This is a genomic window from Haladaptatus marinus (assembly GCF_051194195.1).
Genome location: NZ_JBLZNK010000002.1, coordinates 153,078 through 176,153 on the forward strand (window position 1 = coordinate 153,078; position 23,076 = coordinate 176,153).

The 23,076-nt window shown below is 60.6% G+C and carries 22 protein-coding genes and 1 pseudogene; 12 read left to right on the forward strand and 11 right to left on the reverse strand.

Annotated elements, in window-relative coordinates; translation table 11 throughout:
- Nucleotides 1-72: 72 nt before the first annotated feature.
- The 6 genes from ACN2TU_RS02765 (at nucleotide 73) to ACN2TU_RS02790 (ending at nucleotide 5,411) form a co-directional block, all read left to right on the forward strand.
- Nucleotides 73-870 (forward strand): shikimate dehydrogenase, encoded by a 798-nt coding sequence (locus tag ACN2TU_RS02765; RefSeq protein ID WP_435152762.1) that lies wholly within the window; start codon nucleotides 73-75, stop codon nucleotides 868-870.
- A gap of 26 nt (nucleotides 871-896) precedes the next feature.
- Complete coding sequence (locus ACN2TU_RS02770; protein WP_435152764.1) at nucleotides 897-1,574, forward strand: helix-hairpin-helix domain-containing protein; 678 nt, start codon at nucleotides 897-899, stop codon at nucleotides 1,572-1,574.
- Nucleotides 1,575-1,581: 7 nt separating this feature from the next.
- Nucleotides 1,582-3,060 (forward strand): anthranilate synthase component I family protein, encoded by a 1,479-nt coding sequence (locus ACN2TU_RS02775; protein ID WP_435152765.1) that lies wholly within the window; start codon nucleotides 1,582-1,584, stop codon nucleotides 3,058-3,060.
- Nucleotides 3,061-3,516: 456 nt separating this feature from the next.
- Nucleotides 3,517-4,128 carry an anthranilate synthase component II gene (locus ACN2TU_RS02780; RefSeq protein WP_435153634.1) on the forward strand — a complete coding sequence of 204 codons (612 nt, stop codon included), beginning with the start codon at nucleotides 3,517-3,519 and terminating at the stop codon, nucleotides 4,126-4,128.
- Complete coding sequence (locus ACN2TU_RS02785; protein ID WP_435152767.1) at nucleotides 4,113-4,964, forward strand: aminotransferase class IV; 852 nt, start codon at nucleotides 4,113-4,115, stop codon at nucleotides 4,962-4,964. The genes ACN2TU_RS02780 and ACN2TU_RS02785 overlap by 16 nt, the downstream gene beginning before the upstream one ends.
- Nucleotides 4,965-5,000: 36 nt before the next feature.
- The gene (locus ACN2TU_RS02790) at nucleotides 5,001-5,411 is read left to right on the forward strand and encodes a Rieske (2Fe-2S) protein (RefSeq protein WP_435152769.1); all 411 of its coding nucleotides are present in this window, start codon (nucleotides 5,001-5,003) and stop codon (nucleotides 5,409-5,411) included.
- 31 nt (nucleotides 5,412-5,442) lie between these two features.
- On the opposite strand, the gene ACN2TU_RS02795 is transcribed toward ACN2TU_RS02790, so the two are convergent.
- Nucleotides 5,443-5,739, reverse strand: coding sequence for a transcriptional regulator (locus ACN2TU_RS02795; RefSeq protein WP_435152770.1), 297 nt, complete (start codon nucleotides 5,737-5,739; stop codon nucleotides 5,443-5,445).
- A 133-nt stretch (nucleotides 5,740-5,872) separates the two neighbouring features.
- Here ACN2TU_RS02795 and ACN2TU_RS02800 point away from each other — a divergent pair, with 133 nt between their 5' ends.
- Nucleotides 5,873-7,831 carry a bacterio-opsin activator domain-containing protein gene (locus ACN2TU_RS02800; RefSeq protein ID WP_435152772.1) on the forward strand — a complete coding sequence of 653 codons (1,959 nt, stop codon included), beginning with the start codon at nucleotides 5,873-5,875 and terminating at the stop codon, nucleotides 7,829-7,831.
- Nucleotides 7,832-8,003: 172 nt separating this feature from the next.
- Nucleotides 8,004-8,981 carry a sugar phosphate nucleotidyltransferase gene (locus tag ACN2TU_RS02805; RefSeq protein ID WP_435152774.1) on the forward strand — a complete coding sequence of 326 codons (978 nt, stop codon included), beginning with the start codon at nucleotides 8,004-8,006 and terminating at the stop codon, nucleotides 8,979-8,981.
- Nucleotides 8,982-9,297: 316 nt separating this feature from the next.
- Here ACN2TU_RS02805 and ACN2TU_RS02810 read toward each other — a convergent pair whose 3' ends face one another.
- The 9 genes and pseudogenes from ACN2TU_RS02810 to ACN2TU_RS02850 form a co-directional block, all read right to left on the reverse strand.
- Nucleotides 9,298-10,263: an alpha/beta hydrolase gene (locus ACN2TU_RS02810; protein WP_435152776.1), complete on the reverse strand. Its 966-nt coding sequence runs from the start codon at nucleotides 10,261-10,263 to the stop codon at nucleotides 9,298-9,300.
- Between the two features lie 8 nt (nucleotides 10,264-10,271).
- A complete protein-coding gene (locus tag ACN2TU_RS02815; protein WP_435152778.1) occupies nucleotides 10,272-11,258 on the reverse strand; it encodes an alpha/beta hydrolase in 987 nt (328 codons plus the stop codon).
- 124 nt (nucleotides 11,259-11,382) lie between these two features.
- Nucleotides 11,383-12,087 (reverse strand): diphthine--ammonia ligase, encoded by a 705-nt coding sequence (locus ACN2TU_RS02820; RefSeq protein WP_435152780.1) that lies wholly within the window; start codon nucleotides 12,085-12,087, stop codon nucleotides 11,383-11,385.
- A gap of 37 nt (nucleotides 12,088-12,124) precedes the next feature.
- Entirely contained in the window at nucleotides 12,125-13,264 is a 1,140-nt protein-coding gene (locus ACN2TU_RS02825) for a DUF373 family protein (RefSeq protein WP_435152782.1), read from the reverse strand.
- Nucleotides 13,265-13,330: 66 nt separating this feature from the next.
- Entirely contained in the window at nucleotides 13,331-14,512 is a 1,182-nt protein-coding gene (locus tag ACN2TU_RS02830) for a DHH family phosphoesterase (RefSeq protein WP_435152784.1), read from the reverse strand.
- Between the two features lie 53 nt (nucleotides 14,513-14,565).
- Nucleotides 14,566-15,417: an SDR family oxidoreductase gene (locus ACN2TU_RS02835; RefSeq protein WP_435152786.1), complete on the reverse strand. Its 852-nt coding sequence runs from the start codon at nucleotides 15,415-15,417 to the stop codon at nucleotides 14,566-14,568.
- A gap of 37 nt (nucleotides 15,418-15,454) precedes the next feature.
- Nucleotides 15,455-15,883: a DUF5791 family protein gene (locus tag ACN2TU_RS02840; RefSeq protein ID WP_435152788.1), complete on the reverse strand. Its 429-nt coding sequence runs from the start codon at nucleotides 15,881-15,883 to the stop codon at nucleotides 15,455-15,457.
- Nucleotides 15,852-17,201: pseudogene (locus tag ACN2TU_RS02845) on the reverse strand (DUF7286 family protein); the annotation flags it as partial. The gene ACN2TU_RS02840 and the pseudogene ACN2TU_RS02845, both read right to left, overlap by 32 nt.
- Before the next feature lie 161 nt (nucleotides 17,202-17,362).
- Nucleotides 17,363-18,526: a pyridoxal phosphate-dependent aminotransferase gene (locus ACN2TU_RS02850; protein ID WP_435152790.1), complete on the reverse strand. Its 1,164-nt coding sequence runs from the start codon at nucleotides 18,524-18,526 to the stop codon at nucleotides 17,363-17,365.
- Nucleotides 18,527-18,660: 134 nt separating this feature from the next.
- On the opposite strand from ACN2TU_RS02850, the gene ACN2TU_RS02855 reads away from it, so the two are divergent.
- Nucleotides 18,661-19,557 carry a 1,4-dihydroxy-2-naphthoyl-CoA synthase gene (locus ACN2TU_RS02855; RefSeq protein ID WP_435152792.1) on the forward strand — a complete coding sequence of 299 codons (897 nt, stop codon included), beginning with the start codon at nucleotides 18,661-18,663 and terminating at the stop codon, nucleotides 19,555-19,557.
- A 100-nt stretch (nucleotides 19,558-19,657) separates the two neighbouring features.
- On the opposite strand, the gene ACN2TU_RS02860 is transcribed toward ACN2TU_RS02855, so the two are convergent.
- The gene (locus ACN2TU_RS02860) at nucleotides 19,658-19,807 is read right to left on the reverse strand and encodes a hypothetical protein (RefSeq protein WP_435152794.1); all 150 of its coding nucleotides are present in this window, start codon (nucleotides 19,805-19,807) and stop codon (nucleotides 19,658-19,660) included.
- Nucleotides 19,808-20,129: 322 nt separating this feature from the next.
- Here ACN2TU_RS02860 and ACN2TU_RS02865 point away from each other — a divergent pair, with 322 nt between their 5' ends.
- The 3 genes from ACN2TU_RS02865 to ACN2TU_RS02875 all read left to right on the forward strand — a co-directional run bounded on the left by ACN2TU_RS02865 (nucleotide 20,130) and on the right by ACN2TU_RS02875 (nucleotide 23,067).
- Complete coding sequence (locus ACN2TU_RS02865) at nucleotides 20,130-20,888, forward strand: DNA-directed RNA polymerase subunit epsilon (RefSeq protein ID WP_435152795.1); 759 nt, start codon at nucleotides 20,130-20,132, stop codon at nucleotides 20,886-20,888.
- A gap of 213 nt (nucleotides 20,889-21,101) precedes the next feature.
- A complete protein-coding gene (locus tag ACN2TU_RS02870; RefSeq protein ID WP_435152797.1) occupies nucleotides 21,102-22,043 on the forward strand; it encodes a 1,4-dihydroxy-2-naphthoate polyprenyltransferase in 942 nt (313 codons plus the stop codon).
- Nucleotide 22,044: 1 nt separating this feature from the next.
- Nucleotides 22,045-23,067, forward strand: coding sequence for a mandelate racemase/muconate lactonizing enzyme family protein (locus ACN2TU_RS02875; protein ID WP_435152799.1), 1,023 nt, complete (start codon nucleotides 22,045-22,047; stop codon nucleotides 23,065-23,067).
- Nucleotides 23,068-23,076 lie beyond the last annotated feature (9 nt).

Here is a 23,076-nt window from a genome sequence, read left to right on the forward strand (position 1 = left end):
TTGATTGTTTCACCATTAATATATATTACTTAAGACATATGGGCTTATTCGACAGCAGACCACAGAAAGCGTATGGACGTTTACGGACTGGTCGGCAACCCCGTCGGCCACTCGCTATCGCCGCCGATGCACGAGTCCGCGTACGACGAACTCGAAATCGATGCGCGCTACGTCACCTTTGAACCCGAGGAAATCGGCCCGGCAATCGAAGGTGCGCAAGCGCTCGGAATCGACGGACTCAACGTCACGATTCCGTTCAAAGAGAACGCGCTTTCCCATGTCGAACCCGATTCTCTCGCGGAGCGAATCGGCGCGGTGAACACCATCGACTTTTCGGACTCGTCCGCCCCGACCGGTCACAACACCGACGCGGAGGGCGCACGTCGCGCGTTCGAGCACCACGACGTGTCCCGCGACGGGAAATCAGCAGCCGTCGTCGGTGCGGGCGGCGCGGCCCGGGCAATCGCGTTCATGCTGGCCGATGATGGTGCGACGGTTCGGATTGCCAACCGAACCGTCGCGCGCGCTGAGTCGCTGGCGGACGACGTCCCGAGCGCAAGCGCACATGGACTGGACGCGTTGGAGGAACTCGTTCCGAAGGCCGACCTGCTGGTCAACGCGACGAGCGTCGGGATGGAAGACGACGTTTCGCCGGTTCCGACGGCGGCGCTTCACGGAGACCTCGCGGTGATGGACGCGGTGTATCGTCCCCTCGAAACCCGACTGCTCCGCGAGGCGGCCGACTGTGGAGCGACGACCATCGATGGCGCGTGGATGCTCCTGTTTCAAGGAGTCGCCGCGTTTGAAATTTGGACTGGGTTTCCCGCCCCCGTCGAGCGGATGGACGCCGCCTTGCGAAGACGCCTTTAAGTGATGGGGCTTTGTACAGTCCTGTAATGGGGCTTATCACACGGCTGAAATCGTTGCTCGGTCTTGGCGATGAGCGGTCGAAGACACGCCAGTGCGACTCCGGCGTGACGATAGAGCGCGAACCGACCGAGACGAAAGAGCAACCGGATGCGACGAGCGAGCGGGCGGTAAAACAGACAGAGAACGAACTAGAAACCGACGAGTCCCCGGAATCCGACACAAGTGTTTCGACGGAAGACCTCGTGGACGATGTCGAACCCACTGACCACATCAAGGAAGCCGAACCCGACACCGCCGCGGAACCGGCAGAAGCAACCGGGCCGACTGCGGAAGCGGGACAACCGGCGCAAACCGAGTCAACAGAACCCGAACCGGAACCGGACGAAGTTAGCGAAGAAAAGGCGGAAGTCGAAGCGGAAACCGAGACCGAAGAGCAGGAACCGACGGAAGCAGTATCGGAGCCGGACGAGGAAGAAACCGAACCCGCCGACGAATCTGAGACGACGGACGAACCGGACGTGGAACCAGGTCGCCCGCTCGAAGACGTGAAGGGAATCGGCCCGGCGTACGCCGAGCGACTTCGGAACGCGGGCGTGGACGATGCGGCGCAGTTGGCGGTCGCAGACTCCGAGGAACTCGCGCGGGAAACCGACCTCTCGGCGAAGCGAATCGAAGGCTGGATAGAACGTGCGAAATCGATGTGAGAAACCAGTGGTCGTCACGTCGCGGTCTGCGTACCGCGAGGTGGCCCACGACGCACCGCGCGATCCGAGAATCCCCGTCGAAGTTCGCGTCGATGTGTCCGACCCATACCTCGCGTATCGGCGCGCACGGGACGGAACTGGCGGCTTTTATCTGGCGACGACGGGCGGACAGTCCGGGTGGGGATACTTCGGTATCGAACCAACCGAGCGGCTGCAAACGCGACCCGAGGCCGAATCCCTGTCCGGCGGGCCAGGATCGAGCCTCGGCGCACTCGCGGGCGTACTCGACGGCGAGGAACTGATTCGGGGGGAGTGCACCGTTCCGTACCCCTGTGGGTTGTTCGGCTGGCTTTCCTACGACCTCGTGCGCGAACTGGAAACGCTTCCGGGGTTCGCCACGGACGACCGAAATCTACCGCGACTCCAGTTCGGTCTGTACGACTGCGTTGCGGCGTGGGAGACGAATGGGTCGGATTCCGACGACTCAGCGAAGACGACGCTCCGGGTGACCGCCTGTCCACGACTCGGCGACCCCGACGTGAGCTACGACGATGCACGAAGCACGGCACTGTCGCTGGCACATGCTGCGATGAATGGAGATGATGCCGTCGGTGACCCACCCACCGACGAACAGGGGTCGTTCGCCAGCAGTTGCGGCAGGGAGGCCTTTGCGGAGCGCGTGCAGGCCGTCAAACGCTACATCCGCGACGGCGAGACCTTTCAGGCGAACATTTCTCAGCGACTCGAAGCGCCTGCAAGCGTCCATCCGGTCGAAGCGTTCGATGCGCTTCGACGAGTGAATCCCGCGCCTTACTCCGCGCTGCTCGAATTTCCGGGCGTCGATCTGGTGAGCGCCAGTCCGGAACTCCTGCTCGACGTGGACGGAAAGCGCGTCCTGACCGAACCCATCGCGGGAACCCGAAAACGCGGGAGGACGCCGGAGGCGGACGCGGAACTCGAAGCCGACCTGCTCGGCGACGAGAAAGAACGCGCCGAACACGCGATGCTGGTCGATTTGGAACGGAACGACCTCGGAAAAATCGCCGAGTATGGAAGCGTCGAAGTGACCGACTACCGCCGAGTGGACAAATATTCGGAGGTGATGCATCTCGTTTCCGAAGTCGCCGGGATGCGGCGGGGCGACGTGGGATTGACGGAGGCAATCGCGGCGGTGTTTCCGGGTGGCACCATTACGGGTGCACCCAAACCCCGGACGATGGAAATCATCGACGAACTGGAATCGACCCGACGAGGGCCGTACACCGGCAGCATCGGTATTCTGGGCTTCGACGACCGGGCGACACTGAACATCGTCATCCGAACGCTGGTTCGGTATCGCGACGAGTACCATCTTCGCGTGGGTGCCGGAATCGTCCACGATTCGGTGCCGGAACTGGAATACGAGGAGACGTTGGCGAAGGGGAAGGCGCTAGTTAGGGCGATTGATGAAGCGTTAGAGCGTGATGATTGGTTTTCCGTGGAGTAGTTGTTTTTACTGCATTGTTGTCGAAGTTGGGAGTAAACTTTCGTTCAAGGCTTTATTTTCCTCCGTGTTGCTACACCGTTGAATCCGTCGTCGCCTTTTCTCTGAGTTAGCGGACCCGAGGCGTTCACCGCCGAGGGTCTGTTGGGTTCCCGCGAGGTCTTCGTGAGTGACGTAGGAGCGAACGAACGGCTTGTCGGAGTTCGTCTCCGACGGTGGGTGACTAGAACGAACGGAGTGAATGACGGGAATCGGTTGGGGAGGCGTGTGGTTGCGGTGGCGGGGCGGTTTTACTGGAGTCGGAAACTGCTCACGTCCCACGCGACCATCCCTCCTCATACTCTTCACTATCACCACAGTCCGACTGCCACCCTTCAAAAACCACACAAACCAACAGGGTTTACCCGCGACCCGCGAAACCCACAGCCAAGGCCCGAAACCCAAACCGACCTCCCGAAAATGATCCTCGTCATCGACAACTACGACTCGTTCGCCTACAATCTCGTGCAGTTCGTGGGCGAGTTCGCCGACGAGGTGGTCGTCCGGCGAAACGACGCCATCGACATCGCGGGCATCCACGACCTCAACCCGGACGGCATCGTCGTCTCCCCCGGCCCCGGTACGCCCGACGACGCCGGCGTCTCGATTCCCATCTTTTCGGAACTGACGTATCCCACGCTCGGCGTCTGTCTGGGCCATCAGGCACTTTGTGCGGCCCACGGCGCGCCCGTGGTTCACGCCCCCGAAGTCGTTCACGGGAAACCCTCGACCGTGACCCACGACGGGGAGGGGATTTTCGCGGGACTTCCCGAGTCCTTCGACGTCGGGCGCTATCACTCGCTGGCAGTCGAACGTGGCGACCTTCCGGACGTGCTGGTCGAAACCGCCCAAACCGCGGACGACCGCCGAACCGTGATGGGGGTTCGACACGCGACTCGTCCCCACATCGGGGTGCAGTTCCACCCCGAGAGCATCCTGACGGACGAGGGGAAGCAACTGATTCGAAATTTCTGTGAACTGTGCGAAACGAACGGCGAAACGAAAGTGGGAGACCAATGCAGTACCACGTAAACGGCGACCTCGTCCCCGCCGAGGAAGCGACCGTCAACGTGCGCGACCGCGGATTTATGTACGGCGATGCCGCGTTCGAGACGCTACGCGCCTACGGCGGGACGGTGTTCGAGTGGGACGCCCACATCGAGCGCCTTCGGGCGACCTGCGAGGCGCTTTCCATCGACCACGGAATCGGTGACGGCGACCTCCGGGCGCGAATCGACGAAACGCTCGCCGCGAACGACCTGCGGGAAGCCTACGTCAAATGCTCGATTACGCGGGGCGTCCAACCCGGGAAACTCACGCCCGGGCCTGCCGAAAACCCGACGCTCGTAATCATCGTTTCGGACCTCCCACGCGGCGGAACGGAAGGCGAATCGGTGTGGAATGTCCCGGCACACGCCGAGGTAGTCGAAACCCGGCGCATGCCATCCGAAGCCATTCCCGCACACGCGAAGACACACAACTATCTGAACGGGATTCTCGCCCGCCTCGAAACAGAGGCGGACGAAGCACTCATGCTCGATTCGGATGGCACAGTCACGGAGGGGGCGACGAGCAACCTGTTTTTCGTCCGCGAGGGCGTGCTTCACACGCCCTCGCTCTCCGGGCCAGTGCTACCCGGTATCACTCGAAGAGTCATCCTCGAACTGGCAGACGAGGCCGGAATTCCGACCGAGACTGGTTCGTACGACCCCGGGGACGTTCGAGATGCAGACGAAGCGTTCCTGACGAACACGACGTGGGAAGTTCGTCCACTCACGCGATTGGACGATACCGAATTCGAAGTCGGCCCCGTCACCCGCGACCTCGCCGTGGCCTTCGACCAGCACGTCGAATCGCGCCACTATTGAAAAGCCTCAAGCCGCTTCGTCGGCAATTTCCCGCCGATGGAAGAGAACAGCAGCATCGCCACGCTTGCCGAAATCCCCGACGACAGCACCTTCCTGTTTACGATTCGTGACGGATTCGACGAGGAAGAGGCCGTGTTGGTGACGCAGGACGACGACGTGCTGGCGTGGAAAAATTACTGCCAGCATTGGACCGACGTGCGCCTCGACAAAGGTAACGGAGCAACCATGCGCGACGGCGAACTCGTCTGTGGCAAACACGGTGCACTGTTCGAGGCCGATTCGGGTGTCTGCTCCTACGGTCCCTGTGAGGATGCTGTGCTGGATTCCGTTGATGTGACAGTCGAGAACGGTGCGGTGTATCTGACCGACCCCGACTACGAATTTGTCCAACAGGGGTCGTCGATAGAGTACGATTTGTCCTCGAATCGGTCGCTCGGATTCGAGTAGCGAGTTCGTGGTTCGATGGGAGGTGTTTCGTTCACTCCGCACTCCGAATCATAAACGTAGGTTCATCGATGGCTTCGCTCTTGCACTCCGGGCAGCGGGACGGGCGATTTGCGGGGTCATCGAACCGATTGAACCCACAGTCCCGACACTCCGGTGGGGCAACGAGCAGTTGCTCGCCGCCTGATTCGACCGATTTGGCGACGTGCCTAACATGTCGAAGTACTGCACCGGCCGTGATATCGAACTCCGCCGCGAGGCTACTGGGCGAGGCGGGTTCCGCCCGCAGAAAGGCCGTAATCCGCTCCCGTGTCGTTTCGTCGTCGGTCATATTTCGGGGTTGGCGTTGCTCGTTCAAATTTCTACCGCGAGGAATGTGACGACGTAAAGTGTTTTCCCGTAGCGGTACATGTGCTAACGTAAGATGGGGGTGAACCCGAGTGCCGCACGGATATGAGGAAACCATGTCGAGTAACCGAACCGTTCTCTTCGTGGAACACGAAACCGACATCGCACGGGAGTACTCTCACGCCCACGGCGATCTGACGGTACACATTAAATCGTCCGCATCGGAATGCCTCGCTCAACTCGAATACGGGGCGATAGACTGCGTCGTCAGTAATTACAACTTGCCGAACAGCGACGGTATCGACCTCCTCGAATCGGTGCGCGAGACGTATCCGAATCTCCCTTTCGTCCTGCTCACGGGGGACGGATGCGAACACGTCGCCAGCGAAGCAATCGCGGCGGGCGTCAGCGACTATCTCCCGACGACAGCGATCGACGACGTACATGACCTTCGGACACGAATCACGAATGCCATCGGCAAACATCTCGGTGGACGCGGTGAGAGTCGTATCAAGGCACTCACGACAGCGTTTCCGGATGTTGCCTTTCTCATCGACGAGAAGGGATATTACCGTGAATTATTGGTCGGTCCGAACACCGAAAAGCTGGCCGCTAGCTCCCCGACAAATCTCGTCGGCCGACGACTTCACGACGTGTTCCCCGAGGAGCAAGCCGATCGATTTTTAGCACACATTCATCGGACGCTCGAATCTGGCCAGATCGAGACGATGGAATATCCGCTGGAAGTCGAGAAAGGGCAGCGCTGGTTCGAAGCACGGACGACCGCGCTCGGGACGAAAATCGACGGACGAGACGTCGTCGTCTGGGTTGCCCGCGACATCACTGACCGTCGGGAACGGGAGCGAAAACTGGCACGGCAGCACGATGAGTTGGAGACGCTGAATCAGATTCACTGGGTGATTCAGGAGGTTATCCACGAACTCGTTCACGCTGCGACGCGGGACGATATCGAGCAGTTGGTCTGCGAGCGACTGGTCGAATCCGGCCTGTACGAACTCGCGTGGACCGACGAAAGCGAAGTGAGTCGGGAGGGAGTGACACCCCGAACCCGCGCCGGGGGTATCGATGGGTATCTCGACACGCTCATCGAGTTCGGAAAGGACATCGCCGATGACCCGACGGACATGGCCATGCGAACCGACGAACTACAGGTCATCCAAGACGTTCGCGAAACGGACAAGCTCCCGCAGTTCGTCTGCGAGGAAGCACTCGACCGCGGTATCGTATCCGGAATCTCCATCCCCATCTCGTACGGCAACACGGTTTATGGCACGCTCTCCCTCGTTTCGACACGTGACGGGGTGCTGGGGAAACAAGCACAAGCGGCCCTCAAAATTCTCGGCGACACCATCGGATTCGCCATCAACGCTGCGAAAAACAAGAAAATACTGCTATCGGATAGTTCGGTCGAACTCGAATTTCGGGTCACCGACCCGCGGGAAGTGTTTTTGAAAGTCTCTCGCCAGTTGGACTGCCAATGTCATTTGCACGGTCTCGTCCCCGCTTCGGACGGAAAACTGCTCCATTACGTTCGAGTCGACGATGCAGAACCGAAGCGTGTCGAGGAGATGGTGTCCGACGCAAGGCAGGTCGAGGAGTGCCGACTCATCGACATCGACGATGTCGGATTCGTCCTCGAAACCGTGATGTCTGAATCGACGGTCAAGAGACTGATCGAGGCCGGTGCCGCCGTGCAATCCGCGACTGCGGACAGTGGTGAGGTGTCCCTCGTCGCGGAAGTGCCACACGATACGGACGTTCGCCAGGTTGTCGATACGTTTCAGTCGGCCTATCCAAACTCCCAGTTGATCGGAAAGCGGACGATCGACCGACCGACCCAAACTGAGCAGGATTTCCGCCAGTCGATTACCGAACGGCTTACCGAGCGGCAGGTGACGGCACTTCGAACCGCGTACTTCGCGGGCTATTACGACTGGCCTCGCGGAAGCAACGCGGAGGAGGTTGCCGGGTCGCTCGACATCGCGTCGGCGACGCTTCACTACCATCTTCGACGGGCACAGAACGAACTACTTTCCGCCTTCTTCGACGGGTAACGTGTGGGCTGAATAGTTCCTGGGGAGTCGTATTCACCCGCGTGAACACGAAGAACCGGGGTATTCCCTCGCGTGTGGGGATTCTTCGTGGAATCCTCGCGGCGGATGTCGCATCGAGCCTGTTGGCACTACAATGAAAAAGGACTTAGGGGGCGGGCGTGACGGTCCTTCCATGAAAGCCGTCGTCCTCGCGGGCGGATACGCGACGCGCCTGTGGCCCATCACGAAACACCGGCCGAAGATGTTTCTCCCGATTGGCGAGACTACGGTCATCGACCGAATCTTTGCCGACCTCGAAGCTGACGACCGTATCGACACGGTGTACGTCAGCACGAACGAGCGCTTCGCGGACGAGTTCCGCACGCATCTCGAAGCAAGCGAATTCGAAAAGCCCACGCTGAGCGTCGAAGACACCTCGGAAGAGGACGAGAAGTTCGGCGTCGTCGGCGCGCTGGCCCAACTGGTCGAGCGCGAGGAAGTGGACGACGACCTCCTCGTCATCGCTGGTGACAACCTCATCAGCTTCGACGTGAGCGACTTCGTGGACTTTTTCGACGAAAAAGAATCGCCGATTCTGGCCGCGTACGATGTGGGAAGTAAGGAACGCGCGAAATCCTACGGCCTCGTGGAACTGGACAACGACCGCGTCGTGGATTTCCAAGAAAAACCGGAGGATCCCAACTCGACGCTGGTCTCCATCGCCTGTTATGCCTTCACGCAGGACAATCTGCCACTTCTCCAGGAGTACCTCCAGGATGGCAACAACCCGGACGAACCGGGATGGTTCCTCCAATGGTTGCAAGCTCAAGAGCCGGTGTTCGCCTACTCGTTCGAGGAAGCGTGGTTCGATATCGGCACGCCCGAAAGCTATCTCGATGCGGTTGCGTGGTATCTCGATGGCGAATCGTACGTCGCCGACAGTGCCAGTCTCGACGACACGGACGTTGGCGAGAACGTCCACGTGATGGACGGCGCGGAACTCGTCAACGCTAGCCTCAGCAACGCCATCATATTCTCGAACGCGACGGTTCGGGATTGTGACGTGCGTGACTCCATCATCGACGAGAAAACCCACATCGAAAACATGGATCTCGCGGGCGCGCTGATCGGTGCGCACACCCAGATTACGAACGGGGCACACGACGAGTAGCGAGGAATCGCGAATCCCTTCTCCGTTGAACCATCTTCGTAGCGACGGCCAAATTCGCTGAACATCTCCCCAAAGGAGTCATTGCACCTGTTCGGGGGGACACAAGCTGATTCACGAACTCATCTTCCGTACGTATCGACTTTGACCGAACAGCTTTCTTCGCCTCCACCGATGCATCCAAGTATTTCCATCCACGTTCGGACGTGACGTGCAGTTCGATAAATGCTGGCGAGTGTGTCTTCTGCAACACCAAGCACATTGTCGCCGCCGCCCTGACCGAGTTGCTTTCGCACTCTGCTGGCTCGTGTCGGTCGTGTTACGGCCCGGTCAAACCGATTAGATGCCGTTTGAGGAACGCGCCTTCCCTGTCGACGACCTCCTCGAACAAATCGCCGAAGAACGCCCCGAAGTGGTCGGTTTCGTAGGATACCCAACTCACGTCGGTGAGCCTCGAAACCGTGGCCTCGATGGCGCTACCGGGGGCGATTTGGTCGTGAGTCGCTTCCACGACCAAGGTCGGACAGTCGACGTTGGTGGCTTCTTTGATGGGGCGGTAGCGACCGAACGTGAGGAACGCGCGCGCTGCACATCGGTTCAGTTCCTCGTTGTCGTTCAGTTCCTCGTTGTTCGCGTCCGTACCGACGACGGCTTCGTGTCCTTCTTTCGAACCCGGCGGGGGAAGCGCCGGGAGTTCGTCGGGGTAGTCACCCCAGATTGGAATGTAATACGGATCTTGCCGGGTGTACTTCCTGGCAGCGTCCCGCAACCCCGCTGCCGTGGTGCGGAGGCCGTAGGTCGGCCCCATCTGTCGGACGATGTAGAGGAGGGTTCGGCCGCCGTCGAAGATCGGCGTCTGTCCGACGCAGGCATCGACGTTCTCGCGGGCGGCCGTGACGAAGGCACCACCACCTCCCAGTGAAAATCCCCAGACGCCGATTCGATTGCCATCGACGCCGTCGATGGTGCGCGCGTATTCGACCGCCGCTCGCCAGTCGGCGATCTGCGCGAAGGGAAGCGCGACGTTTCGGGGCTCGCCGTCGCTCTCACCGATTGACCGGTAATCGAACACGAGCACGGCCAGTCCCCGTTCGGCGAACCGCTCGGCAAACGCCGGGAGTCCGCACCAACGTGGTAACCCGAACCCGTTCGCCATCACCACGACCGGTGGATTTTCGGCGTCGGTAGTCGCCGGTTCGCGAGGACGGTACAGCGAGGCCGCACATCGTGTCCCTTCACTCTCGAACTCTACAGATTCGCCCCGAATCGTGTCGTGTTGCGCCATCGCGACACCTATTCGAACGCCTCTCGAAGCGCCTCGCCAGCACGCTCACGCACGTCGTTGGCCGCTTCGACGCCTGGAAACGGTTCGGAGAGGCGACGCATGTTGGCGAAGTCGTGAATCATGTCATCGTAGTGGGTATGGTCGACGGAGACACCGGCATCGGCGAGCGCCTCACCGTACGCAAACTGTTCGTCGCGCAGTGGGTCGTACCCGCAGGTGAACAGGGTCGTTGGTGGTAGTTCGGCGAGAGTTCGTTCCGGAGCACGCAACGGCGAGGCTCGAAGGTTCGCCCCGTCGATATCGTCGCGGAGGTAGTGATTCCAGAACCACACCATTCCTCGGGTAGTCAGGAAGTAGCCGTCGGCGTTCTCCTCGTAGGAGCGTGTGTCGAACGCGTGGTTGGTCACCGGATACAACAGCAGTTGCTGGTCGATATCCGGCGCGTCGATTCCCTTCTCGACGGCCATTTGTGCGACGGCGGTTGCAAGGTTCCCGCCTGCACTCTCACCGGCGACGGCGAGTCCCTCACCCGCCCCGATTTCGTCGGCGTTGTCGGCAGTCCACTTCACCGCGAGGTACGCGTCTTCGACGGCCGCGGGAAACGGATGTTCCGGTCCCTTCCGGTAATCGACGGAGACGACGACGCAGTTGCCCTCGTTCGCGAGCGAGCGTGCGACACCGTCGTGGGTATCCAGATTGCCGACGACCCACCCCCCACCGTGGAAGTAGACGGTCGCTGGGAGTGCCTTGCTCGGGTCGGGGTCGTAGATTCGTACGCGGATATCCCGTGCGTACGCCGGAATCTTGCGCTCTGCTACCCTCGCAACCGGTTCTGGCTCGACATCCGGGGTAAACAGGCCGCCGAGCAGTACTCTGGCTTGTTCGGGCGATTGGTGGGTGAGGTCGGGCGCTCCTTCTTCGACCAGCGTGTTCAACAGTTCCTGTGCGTCCGAATCGAGTTCCGCCGCTCGTCGCTCGTCTATTGGAGTACTCATCGAATGCGGTACGACACCACTCTTCATAGTCTCGCTGGCCCACGACGAAATCAACCGATGCGACAGATGTAGTTCCGCACTAAACAGCCCGCTCACTCACGATGTCCGTTCGCGGTAGGAACACTCAGCCCAGATAGGCGTCCGAAATTCGCAATCGACCTCGGTTTCCATCCCATTCGGTGTCGTATTCCAATTCGATTGGCCGTTCCATGTGCGGCGCGTCCGTTACAAACGTCTCGAATTCGCCGCCCTCCCCCAAAACGTGAACGCCGTACTCCTCGTTGAGAGCTTCGAGCTCGTCCAGCGCTTTCTCGTCCAGCGTCCGACCGAGCCACGTTTCGTCCAACCCATAGGCTGCGACTTGGATGATTTTGATTTCGAAGCCCGCGTCGATCATCGCTCGACCGAGTTCGCGGGGGTCTTCCTGCCAGAGGGGCGCGAACAGGTTGATGTCGAGGCGGTCGCATAAGGCTTGGATTCTGCTCGTCTGGAACTCGCTTTCGACCGCCCCCGCCGTAACGCCCGCCAAATCGAGGTCGAGGTCGCGTAGTGCGGTTTCTAGCGTTTCGGTCTCCTTGTCCCCCTGCTCACCCGCGTCCTCGGCTGATTCGGCGTCGAACTCCCCCTCGACGTTCACGAGTGGAATGCCGATGCTTTCGGAGACGAGCGTCGTGAGGGTGGTCGCCGGAACGTGGTACATGTACGAGTCGCCCGCCGGGTGAACGGTGAGCAGTCGCTCGACGTTCAAGCCTTCTTCGAGTGCCTGATAGAGCGCCCACGAGGAGTCCTTCCCGCCTGAAAAGAGACTCACCCACGCCTGCTGGTTCATGGTGTGATTTTCGAGTGGGCGAATAAATGGCCCTCGGTTACTCGACGAACTCCTCTTCGAACGTCGTCCCGCTCATGTAGGACGCCACGCGCACGCCGAAGAGGCTGACGAAGACGCCGAGAAGGACGTACACTGCCAGCCGCGTGCCGGGGTCGAGCGTGAACTGGGAAACGGTCGTCTGGCCGACCGAAATCTTCGGGACGACGACTGCAGGGATTTTCCCGTCCCGCTGGAGGAAGTACGCCGAAAACCCGCGGACGACCAATCCGACTGCGAGCACGCCGAACGGAAGGTTCAGGTAGGAGTTTCGCACGCGGTCGTTGCGGATGGCTTCGTCCAGCAGTCGGCCCATACTCGCGGTGAGGGCGGCAACCGCAATCCACGGCACGCTCTCGAACGTGAACGCCATCGCCGTCATGAGTACCCCTTCCGAGGACTGGAGCGGGGCAGCGCGGAGTGCGCCAGCGAACACCCCGATGAGCGATAATCCGAGTCCGACGACGTAGGTAACGATGGAGACCCGACCGGAGTACAATGCGTCGCGCGCCTCGGCAGGCAAGTCTCGGAGGTAGTCGCCGATAGCGAGACCCTTGTACAGGACGAACAGGCCGATAACCGCGGTGATGGCCGACGTTGCCATTGCGAGTCCCAACTGCAACAACAACACCGGGAAGGCGATGAGCGCGATACCCGTCGGGACGAGTACAGTCTGTCGCAGTTCCTCGTCCGCGAGGAACTGCTTCAGTAGGTAGTAGGTGGATTCGATGTCGCGGGCCTGTCGGACGACGACGCGGTCGACCGCATCGACCCGGACGCGACTCTCCACGATAGGAACCAACCGCTCGTCTTCTGCGCTGTCGATAACGATGATCGCCGAATCGGGGTCGTATTTCGCCACGAGTTCGTCCATTTGCGCGGCTACGGCACGGTCTGCACTGACTCGCGTTTCGGCAGTGCCGGAGATAACCGCGACAGTCGTCGACTCGTCCCCATCACGCAGGTCGCGGGCCACGCGGAGGGCTTCGAGCATACAGTTGACACTCGAATCCTCGGGGTCAGCGAGTCCGACATCGGTGACGAGCGACCGGACTGCCTCCCATCCCGCGACGGGCATCTCCAACCCGGTTTTGCGTCCGATATCGTTGTTTCTATCGACACACACCACCAGCGTGCTCATTCGGTATCTCACTCCAGACGGGCAGGGGATAAAAAGGTCTTCTTTATGCCAACTGGCTGTCGTTCGTCAGATGTTTCCGTTCAGCGCGTCGAAAATACCGTCGGTGAACTCCCGTTTCGTCCACAGTCCGAGTTCCATCCCGCCCGCGATGACCGCCGATTCGACGGGCACCTGGCCGCCGCCCATGCGCGCGTGCCCCCCTGCGTCGGCACCCGGTATCTCAGAGACGGCGGTTTGCAGTGCTTTTCCCATATGAACGCGGTCGTCGCGCGACCGTCCCGAGAGATGAATTGTTTCCTCTTTCTGACCGTAGATGACGACTGCCGTCACACCTTCCAGATGCATGAGTTCGTCCGCTGCCTGCGGGATGGCGTCCGCGTTTGTGAGTTCCCCAACGTTGCAAACCGCGAACGACCCGCGAACCTCGCGCTCGGAGATGGCCCGCGATTTGATTTCGAGTACTTCGGCACTCACCTGCGGGTTCGCAATTCTGTCGAGTCGGTGTTCATCGACGCCCCGATACAGGTACGCACATGCCGCGAATTCGGCTTCGGAACAGCCGTTCGTGAGGTGTTTCGTGTCTGACTGAATCCCGTACAGCAGGCCGGTTGCGATATCGGACGGCAGGACGAACTCGTCTTCGGGCGGGATTTCGTCCGGGCCGACTGGCGTTGCACCGAGTTCACCGAAGTATTCCGCCACGATAGTCGAACACGCGCCGTAGTTCGTCCGTTTGTCGGTGAACACCTCCCCCGTCCCGTTTCCAGGATGATGGTCGATAACGGCGTACGGTTCGATTCGTTCCGCTCCGTCGAAACCGCGGGGCGTGTTGTGGTCGACGAGGACGATGGTAGAAGAGGTGAGGTCGGTTACGTGTTTTACCCGTTTCAGTTCGAGGTCGAGAATGGTTCGAAACGCGCGATTTTCCTGATGTCGTATCTGACCGGCGTACTGTAGTGTGGCCTCGGTTCCGACCGTTTCAGCCAGATATGCGACGGCGATGGCACAAGCCATCGCATCCGGGTCGGGATTCGGATGCATCAGGACGACGATTTCGTCGCGTTTCGCCAGCGCCCGTTTGAGTCTGGCACCCATCGGCCGCCGAATCCAGCGCACGACCAGCCAGATAGAAACCGCAAGGACGACCGCTCCGAGCGCCGCACCGACGATGAGCATCGGATTCTCAGAACCATAGACTTGCGCCGTCCGAAATAGCCCCTGAACCGACTGGTCGGCCGGAAACTCCATACACCGAGTTGTCGATAGGGGGTGACAAGAACTTTTCCCAACGGTAACAGATGTCAGACGTTTTCGGCCTTTCGGTATGCCGAAATCGCGTCCTGATACCCCTCTCGATACGTCGGATACCGGAAACGGTAGCCTAACTGGTGAAGTTTCCTGTTCGAACAGCGTTTGCTCGATCGCCCGCGCTCGGACGTTGCTTCCCCTCGCGAGGGTTGCTCGACACCACACTGGTCTGCGAGCCACTCCACGAGTGTTGGCTTCCAAATCGGTTCGTCGTCACAGACGAGCACGATTTCGTTTCGACCTACATCGGCATCCAACAGAAACCGAACCGCGCCCGCGGCGTCGTCGCGATGAATCAGGTTCAGGTACCGTTCGGACACCGACCCCTCCAGATACCGTTCTAGTCGATATCTGTCCGGCCCGTACAGTCCCGCGAACCGAGCAATCGTCCAATCCATTCCCCTCTCGCGCACGATTCGCTCTGCGTCGGCGAGGATTTCCTGTCGTTCCGTTTTCGGCTCTAGCGGTGTCGATTCGTCGACCCATGCTCCGTCTCGGTCGCCGTACACACCCGTACTCGACGTGTAGACGATTCGCTTTGGAGGCGCGTCGCGACCCGAAAAGTGTGACAGGCTCGTTCGCAGTCCATCCACGTAGGCAGTCCGTGCGGCGTCCGAATCGCGGCCACCCGCGCTCACGGCGTAGACGAGTGTGTCCACGTCGGGAATCGCGGATAAGGATTCTTCATCGGTCGCGTCCGCACGCACGCCGTCGAGTCCCGCACTTTCGACTGCTTGCACCCCGTCGTAGGAGCGACGGACGCCGACCACGTCGTGTCCCGATTCGACCAACTGCCGACCGAGTTCGAGACCGACGTAGCCACAGCCGAGAATTGCGACGTTCATAGGTGTCCTTCGGATGCGACGGTGAAAACCCCGCCGTCTAACGGTCGTTCCGTGTGGCGATGAAGTGGTGAACCAACGCGTACTCTTCGAGCGTCATCGGTGACCGACCTTCGATTTTCTGCTGGATTGCGCGCGCACCGAGGTCGCTGTCGATACTGGACGCCAACGTATCCACATCGAGGAGACCGGTCGTCATCCCCATCAACAGGTGGTCGCGCACTTCGAGCAAGATGGTATCCTTCGGTGGGGCGTCCCCCGTCGAGAGGATGGCTGCGGCGTCGTCTAGCGTGAGTTCCGGTTTCTCACCGTCCACGACGGACTCGACCGCGAAACGGTCGAGTCCCGTCGCCGCCACTACGTCGTTGACGCCGACCGACTCGACCGTCTCCGCGAGTTCGGCGATGTACTGGGCGTGTACTTCTTCTGGCGTCAACTCACCGGGATTTTCTATCTCGTCGTAGAGCATGGTCGCCACGAAGGGAGCGCGAGTCAAAGGGGTTGTTACTCCGATTCGCCAACCCCGGCGACCGTTCGTCTGCGTCGCCGTTTACGTCGCCGACGCCGGTTTTCCCCGATGGTACCGCGATGATAACGGTAGTGCACGTATCGAACGTGATAGACGTCGTCCGGCCAACTGTTTCGGCCGTCCCATCGTCATCCACATCCAGTCGAACCACCTGCGATTGCCGGGTGTACGCTGTCGATGCTCCCGGCGAAACGGGCGAGCCTTGACGCGCCCGAACCGTAAATCGGGCGTACCGTCCCGACACGTCCACTTGCCAAACATTGACCGTCGCGTATCAGTAGCCGGGAACGGGGGCAACGGGCAGTCCTGCCGCGAGGGTGCCCATCGTTTCGTTCATCCACTTTTTCCGAGCGACGGCGACACCCTTCTCTATCGCTTGCTTCGTCAACCGCTTCGTCTCGTATTCGACGATTTGTCGAACCGTCTTCGTCGTCGGTTCGATAATCGATTCTTTGACGCCGTCCGCCTCCGAACGGGCAGTCTCGAGGCCGACACGAATCCGGAGTCTGGCTTCGTCGCCTCGCATCTGACTCCACTGCGACGTCTCCTCCGACCGTCCAGTCCGTCGTTTCTCGATTTCCGACGCGATAGGTCGCGCCGCGGAGCCGTTCGAGAGAGCGAGCGCACGGTCTGCGACCGTGTTCCATCGAGCGAGTCCGCGACGAACGACCGTTCGTCGCTCTCGTCGCGTCAGGTCGGTCGATTCGAGTTCGGCGATGAGGTTTCGCTTCACGTCACCGACCGACCGCCGGAGCGACTGATGTAATCTGTCCCGCTGCTGTCTCAACGTCTCGTTTTCGATCGCCACGAGCGTCCTGTTTACGGCGCGGAGCGCGAGCGCACCGTTTCTGAGGCTCACGCGTTTTTTGTCCCGTGCATCGGGAAGCAGCGAGACGATACCGTCTGTCACGTCCCCCGAGGGCACCGCGAACACGTTGATGTTCCGTGCGGCCATCGGATAGGCGCGCTCACCCTGTGGAACTGCCGAGACGTGGTCGTGTTCGACCGCAGAGAGCGTGAGATACGCGGGTGCGCCATCGATGCTGAGAATCGTCGGCATGCCGGGACCACCCGTCGGAAGCGGCGTTCGAGACGGTTGTTCGACTTTCGTTCGCGATTCGAGTATCCGCTGTATTCGTTCGAGGGGCACGCCAGTCGCGTCACGGACTGTCGAGCTGAATCCCTTCTGTGTCCGTTTGGTGCGTTTCGCCCTGCTCTCGAGGCGCGAAATGACCCGTTCGAGTTCGATGTACGCCGCGCGGACTGCGTATCACGCTCTTTCCGCCGCACTATCGTAGGTTGTGGGAGCGTTCACGAACACGTCTCACCGCGCCCGAACGTTCCGCGCAAGCGTCGCTGCCGGGTTCGTTTCACCGCCAGCGACCGCGCCGCGGGAAACCGTCACCGAGAGGTTTCGGATCAGTTTCGCTCGTCTTCGACCATCTCCTCCAACCGGTCGAGACCGAGTTCGATACGTTCCATGCTGTTTGCGAAACTCAGTCGAACAAATCCTTCGCCAGCGTCGCCGAAACCGGAACCAGGTGCTGTGACGACACCGTACTCCGAAAGCAGTCGTCTGGCCACGTCCTCGCTGTTTCCGTCGAGTTCGTTCACGTCGAGAAATGCGTAGAATGCACCGTCCGGACGTGGACACGAGATGTTCGGAACCTCTTCGACGCGATTCACCAGATAGTCGCGGCGTTCCACGAACGCCGTTCGCATCTCCCGAACCGGGTCTTGCGGCCCGGTCAGTGCGGCGAGTGCGGCGTGTTGGCCGACGCTCGACGGACAGGCAGTCGTGCTTTCGCCGAGGTTCGTGACGGCTTCGATTACGTCCTCGGGGCCGACAAGCCAACCGAGTCGCCATCCCGTCATCGCATATGTTTTCGAGCAGGAATCGACGGTCAGCAATCCTTCAGGATAATCGGTATACGCCGCAACGCGTCGATGGTCGCCATCGGTCAGGCGAGCGTACACCTCGTCCGCGATGACGAAGACGTCGTGTTTCTCCGCCGCCTCGACGACTGCTTTGACTGCATCCTCGTCGTACACCTGTCCCGTCGGGTTCGAGGGTGTTGTTAGGATAACCGCGGCGGTATCCCGGTTCAGATGCTCGATGATACGGTTCGGGTCGAGGTCGAACCCGTCGTCCGCGGAAAGCGGTATTTCGACCGGCGTGGCTTCCGCGAGTCGCACCTGATTTCGGTAGTTCGGCCACGCCGGGGTTGGAATCAGCACCTCGTCGCCCGGTTCCGCGATCGCTTCGAGTGCCAAAAACAGCGACTCCATCGCGCCGGTCGTCACCGAGACGTGCCGTTCGGGATCGACCGAAACGCCGGTTTCGTCGGTCATCCGCTCGGCGATTGCACTGCGAAGTTCGGGGATTCCCGCGCCGGAAGTGTAATGCGTTTTTCCGTCTCGTGCGGCTCGTTCGGCCGCGTCGATAATGTGTTCCGGTGTGTCGAAATCCGGTTCGCCGACTTCCAATCGGACGAGGTCGCCGCCCTGTTCCTCCGCGAGTTCGAACATCACGCGAATCTTTGAGCGTTCGAACCCAGCCGCCCGTGACGTGATTCTGCTCATGATTTCCACCGTCGTCCGCTCGATGCAAGTAGTTTCGCAGACCTACCCCGCTTTGCCGGGTTATACGGATATCCGGGGGCAAAAATCGGAACCGGACGGGAACCTATTAGGTAGCTCCGGATTCAGTTTTCGGCATGGTATCCGAACTCTTCGATGGGGAACGCTGGGAGGAAATCACCGAATTTGATTTCCGCGACATCACCTACCACAAAGCAAAAGAGCAGGGAACGGTTCGAATCTCCTTCGACCGCCCCGACGTACGAAACGCTTTCCGCCCCGGGACGGTTGACGAACTCTACCGAGCACTCGACCACGCGAAACGCCAGACCGACGTCGGCTGTGTCCTGCTAACCGGCAACGGACCGTCCTCGAAGGACGGTGGTTGGGCGTTCTGCTCCGGTGGCGACCAGCGAGTTCGCGGCGGCGCAGGCTACGAATATCAGGGGGAAGATGCGGACAGCGAGTCGGCATCCGAGGCGGGTCGTCTCCACATCCTCGAAGTCCAGCGTCTCATCCGCCACATCCCGAAACCGGTCATCTGCGTGGTTCCGGGCTGGGCCGTCGGCGGAGGTCACAGCCTCCACGTCGTCTGCGACATGACGCTCGCGTCCGAGGAACACGCGAAGTTCCTCCAAACCGACCCCGATGTGGCAAGTTTCGACGCCGGGTTCGGCTCTGCCTACCTCGCCAAGCAGGTCGGCCAGAAGAAAGCCCGCGAAGTCTTCTTCCTCGGGAAGACCTACTCCGCCGAGGAAGCCGCGGAGATGGGCATGGTGAACGAGGCGGTTCCCCACGAGGAACTGGAAGACGTGGCTTTGGAGTGGGCCGAAGCAATCAACTCGAAGAGTCCGACCGCGATGCGGATGCTCAAATACGCCTTCAACATGACCGACGACGGCATGGTCGGCCAGCAGGTGTTCGCAGGTGAGGCTACCCGACTCGGGTATATGACCGACGAAGCGCAGGAAGGCCGAGACGCGTTCGTCGAGAAGCGCGACCCTGATTTCTCGGACTACCCCTGGCACTACTAGAACCCACCTTTTACGACGGTCGAGAGACAGGGCCAGACGAATCACGTTGGCCCTGCCCGTCTCCTTGTAAAAGCTGAACCAAAAGCACTCCTCCCTCGATTCACTCCGGAAGAGCAAGCTCTTCCGTGCTCTCGTTCGCTCCTGCGTCGCTTATGAGAACTTCGTTCCGCTCGGTTGTCGGCCCGCTCGCTTGTCGCGTTGCTCCTCGCTCGCGGTGAGTCGCTAACCGCCAACGGTTGCGTAAATTCACGTTGAAAGTAGTGTCGCTGTGTTCTATTCTCTTTAAGTAGTTCTCGCGATAAGATAGAGATATGGACGGAAGACGGGTCGTATTCTGGCCTGACGCATCTACATCTTCGCTAGCGATTGCTGTCCGTTCGGAGAACCGGGTCGAATCTTTTTACCGGCTCATCTCTATTTAAGTGGTTCTCGCGATGAGGTGAAGATACGGACGGAAAGCGGGACGAGTTCTGACTGTAATCTCACACGGACATCAGCGATATATAGGAATTCTGACATTATTTCTTCTGCAAACCCATCTTTGAACTATCTCGCCCGAGTAGACGGGGGTGATGTATCGAGGCGATGGCGGTTCGCGGTCGGCCAGCTGGCAGTGGCATTCCGAAGCGAACGCCGAGCAGAGCGACCGAGAATCGCGTGAACTGAGCCAACTACCGGGAGATGGTTCAGTTCGACGGGCGGATCTCCAGCGTGACCAATCGATTCGACGGTGGGGGCCGGTGACGCCGAGTGCGACGATAATCGGGCGAGCGACATCCCCGGATTCGGATTTGAGCGACAGTATCCGCCGCTTGCACGAGGAGCGCCACTCGGCGATGGCCGGACACAGCAGCCGGATGCACCACCTCGATAAACTTCGGGTGAGCCACGCGCTCTGCAACGACCTCTCTCTGACGCCGTGGCAACGCGACTGCGTCCTCGGCATCATGTCGGAACTCGATTTGACCGCGTTCGGAAGCCAACGTGCCATTCCGAAGGTTGCGTTGGTCGTCATCCGTCACATCGTCGATAGGGAGCGCGAACACCATCTCGGACTGCACGACAACGAATGGATACGCGGTCTGCCACCGGAACGACTAACGGATCTGTACGACCAGTTCCGGTCACTCACCGACGAAGACCAGTTCACAAATCTCGCGGAAAAACACGGTCTCGACGTGACGAGCCTGAACCGACTCCGGCGCGTGCTCAAAGAGCAACTGGACGAGCACGGGCTGGAGTACGCCGTTCACGGGCGGAACCCTCACCGAGACCCGAACCTACCGAGTCTCACGAGTCGGGGAGAGTCGGAGGCTGAAGCGGGAGATTGAACGAAACAAATTGGCGAACGCGGAGGCTGATGAGTGGAAATTTATCGGTAGAACCCGCGCCGACCTTCCTCGTATCTACTCCTTGTCGCGAGAACTACTTAAATGACTGTCGCCGGAATTTTCGCAATTTCCCGAAATACACAGCGGACGCAGTTCACCGAATCCCGTGAAAACCGTAGACGCTATACACCGCTCGCTAGAACAATCACGGTAATGACCGAAACGGCGACCGAGGTCTCTCGCACGAAAGCGTGGCTCATGGCAGCCCGACCGCACACCCTCCCTGCCGCCGCCGCGCCGATTTTCGTCGGCGTTGGTCTCGCCGTCCACGAGGGTCTGTTCGCCCCGCTTCCCGCGCTCGCCGCCTTCGTCGGGGCAGCGCTCATTCAGATCGGCACCAACTTCGCCAACGACTACTACGACGCCGTGAAGGGCGTCGATACCGACGAACGGAAAGGATTTACCAGAGTCACTCAATCCGGTCTCATCACAGCCGACGAGGTCAAGCGCGCGATGTACGGCACGTTTCTGCTCGCCATCCTCGTGGGAGTCTATCTGGTCTACGTCGGCGGCCTCCCGATTCTCCTTATCGGACTCGCCAGCGTTATCAGCGGAATCGCCTATGCAGGGGGGCCGTTCCCCCTCGGTTCGAACGGGTTGGGCGATCTGTTCGTTTTTCTCTTCTTCGGCGTCATCGCGGTGATGGGGACGTTTTACGTGCAAGCCGCGGCACTGCTCGCCGCGCCCCTTGCGCTCGGAATTCCCGACGGAACCGTCACGTGGCAGGCGTTTCTCGCGAGTTTACCCGTCGCGGCCATCTCCACCAATATCCTCGTCGTGAACAACGTCCGGGATTTGGAAACCGACAAAAAAGCGGGCAAGAAGACGCTCGCAGTGCTCATCGGCTACACTGCCAGTCGCGCCGAATTCGTCGGTATGTTGGCGCTCTCGTATCTCGTCCCCATCTACTTCTTTACGAGTAGCGAATTTGGCACGCTCGTCCTTCTCCCTCTTCTCACCGGCCCATACGCGGTGATGATTGCCCGAACGCTTCTGACGAAAACGTCGGGCGAGGCGCTCAACCCTGCGCTCGAACAGACGGGAAAACTGCTTGCGATCCACTCGGCGCTGTTCGCCCTCGGAATGGTGCTTTGAGATGAGAGTCGAAACGCGCGAGTTCTCGCTTCCGCTGGAATCGCCGCTGGAAACGGCTCACGGGTCGATCGAGCACCGCAAGGGCATCCTCGTTCGAATCGAGGACGGTGACGAGGTCGGTATCGGTGAGGCGACCCCGTTGCCGGGATGGACCGAATCGCTCCCAGCCTGTCGTGCCGCGCTCGCCGACGTGGAATCCCCGGAAGATGCACTCAAATCCCTCGAGCCGACGCCAGCGGCCCGACATGGACTCTCGCTCGCGCTCGCCGACATGCACGCAAAGCGCGACGGGGTTCCGCTCTATCGATACCTCGACGGGCCAGAACATGTGAAAGTCATCCCGGTGAACGCGACCGTCGGTGACTGCTCACCCGCCGAAACGGTCGATGCCGTGCGCGAAACGGTCGCAGCGGGATTCGAATGCGTGAAGGTAAAGGTCGGTGCGCGCCCGGTCACCGACGATGTCGTCCGACTCCGGGCCGTCCGCGACGAGGTCGGTTCCGACATCGAACTTCGGATCGATGCGAACGGCGGTTGGTCGCGAGCGCAAGCGCGCGAAGTGTTCCACAAACTCGATCCCCTTCGGGTAGCTTACGTCGAGCAACCGGTACCAGGGGACGATATTGAGGGGCTTGCCGACCTTCGCGGTCGGTCGGTTCGCATCGCAGCGGACGAATCGATAGCCGAAACCTCGGTCGATGCGGTGCTCGGCGCCGAGGCCGCTGACGTTCTCATCTGCAAGCCGATGGTACTCGGCGGCCCGGATAGGGTCGTCGAAATCGCTGACCGCGCCCGCGACGCTGGCGTCTCGCCGGTCGTGACGACCACCATCGACGGCGTAGTTGCCCGAACGGCCGCAATTCACGCGGCCGCCGCGATTCCCGACCGACCGGCGTGCGGGCTCGCAACCGGAACAATGCTCGCCCGCGATTTGGGACCTGACCGCGCACGCATCGTGGACGGTTCGGTCAGCGTTCCACAGGTTCCCGGAAACGGCGTGGCGGACACGTGGGGGCGACGATGAAAACGGAGG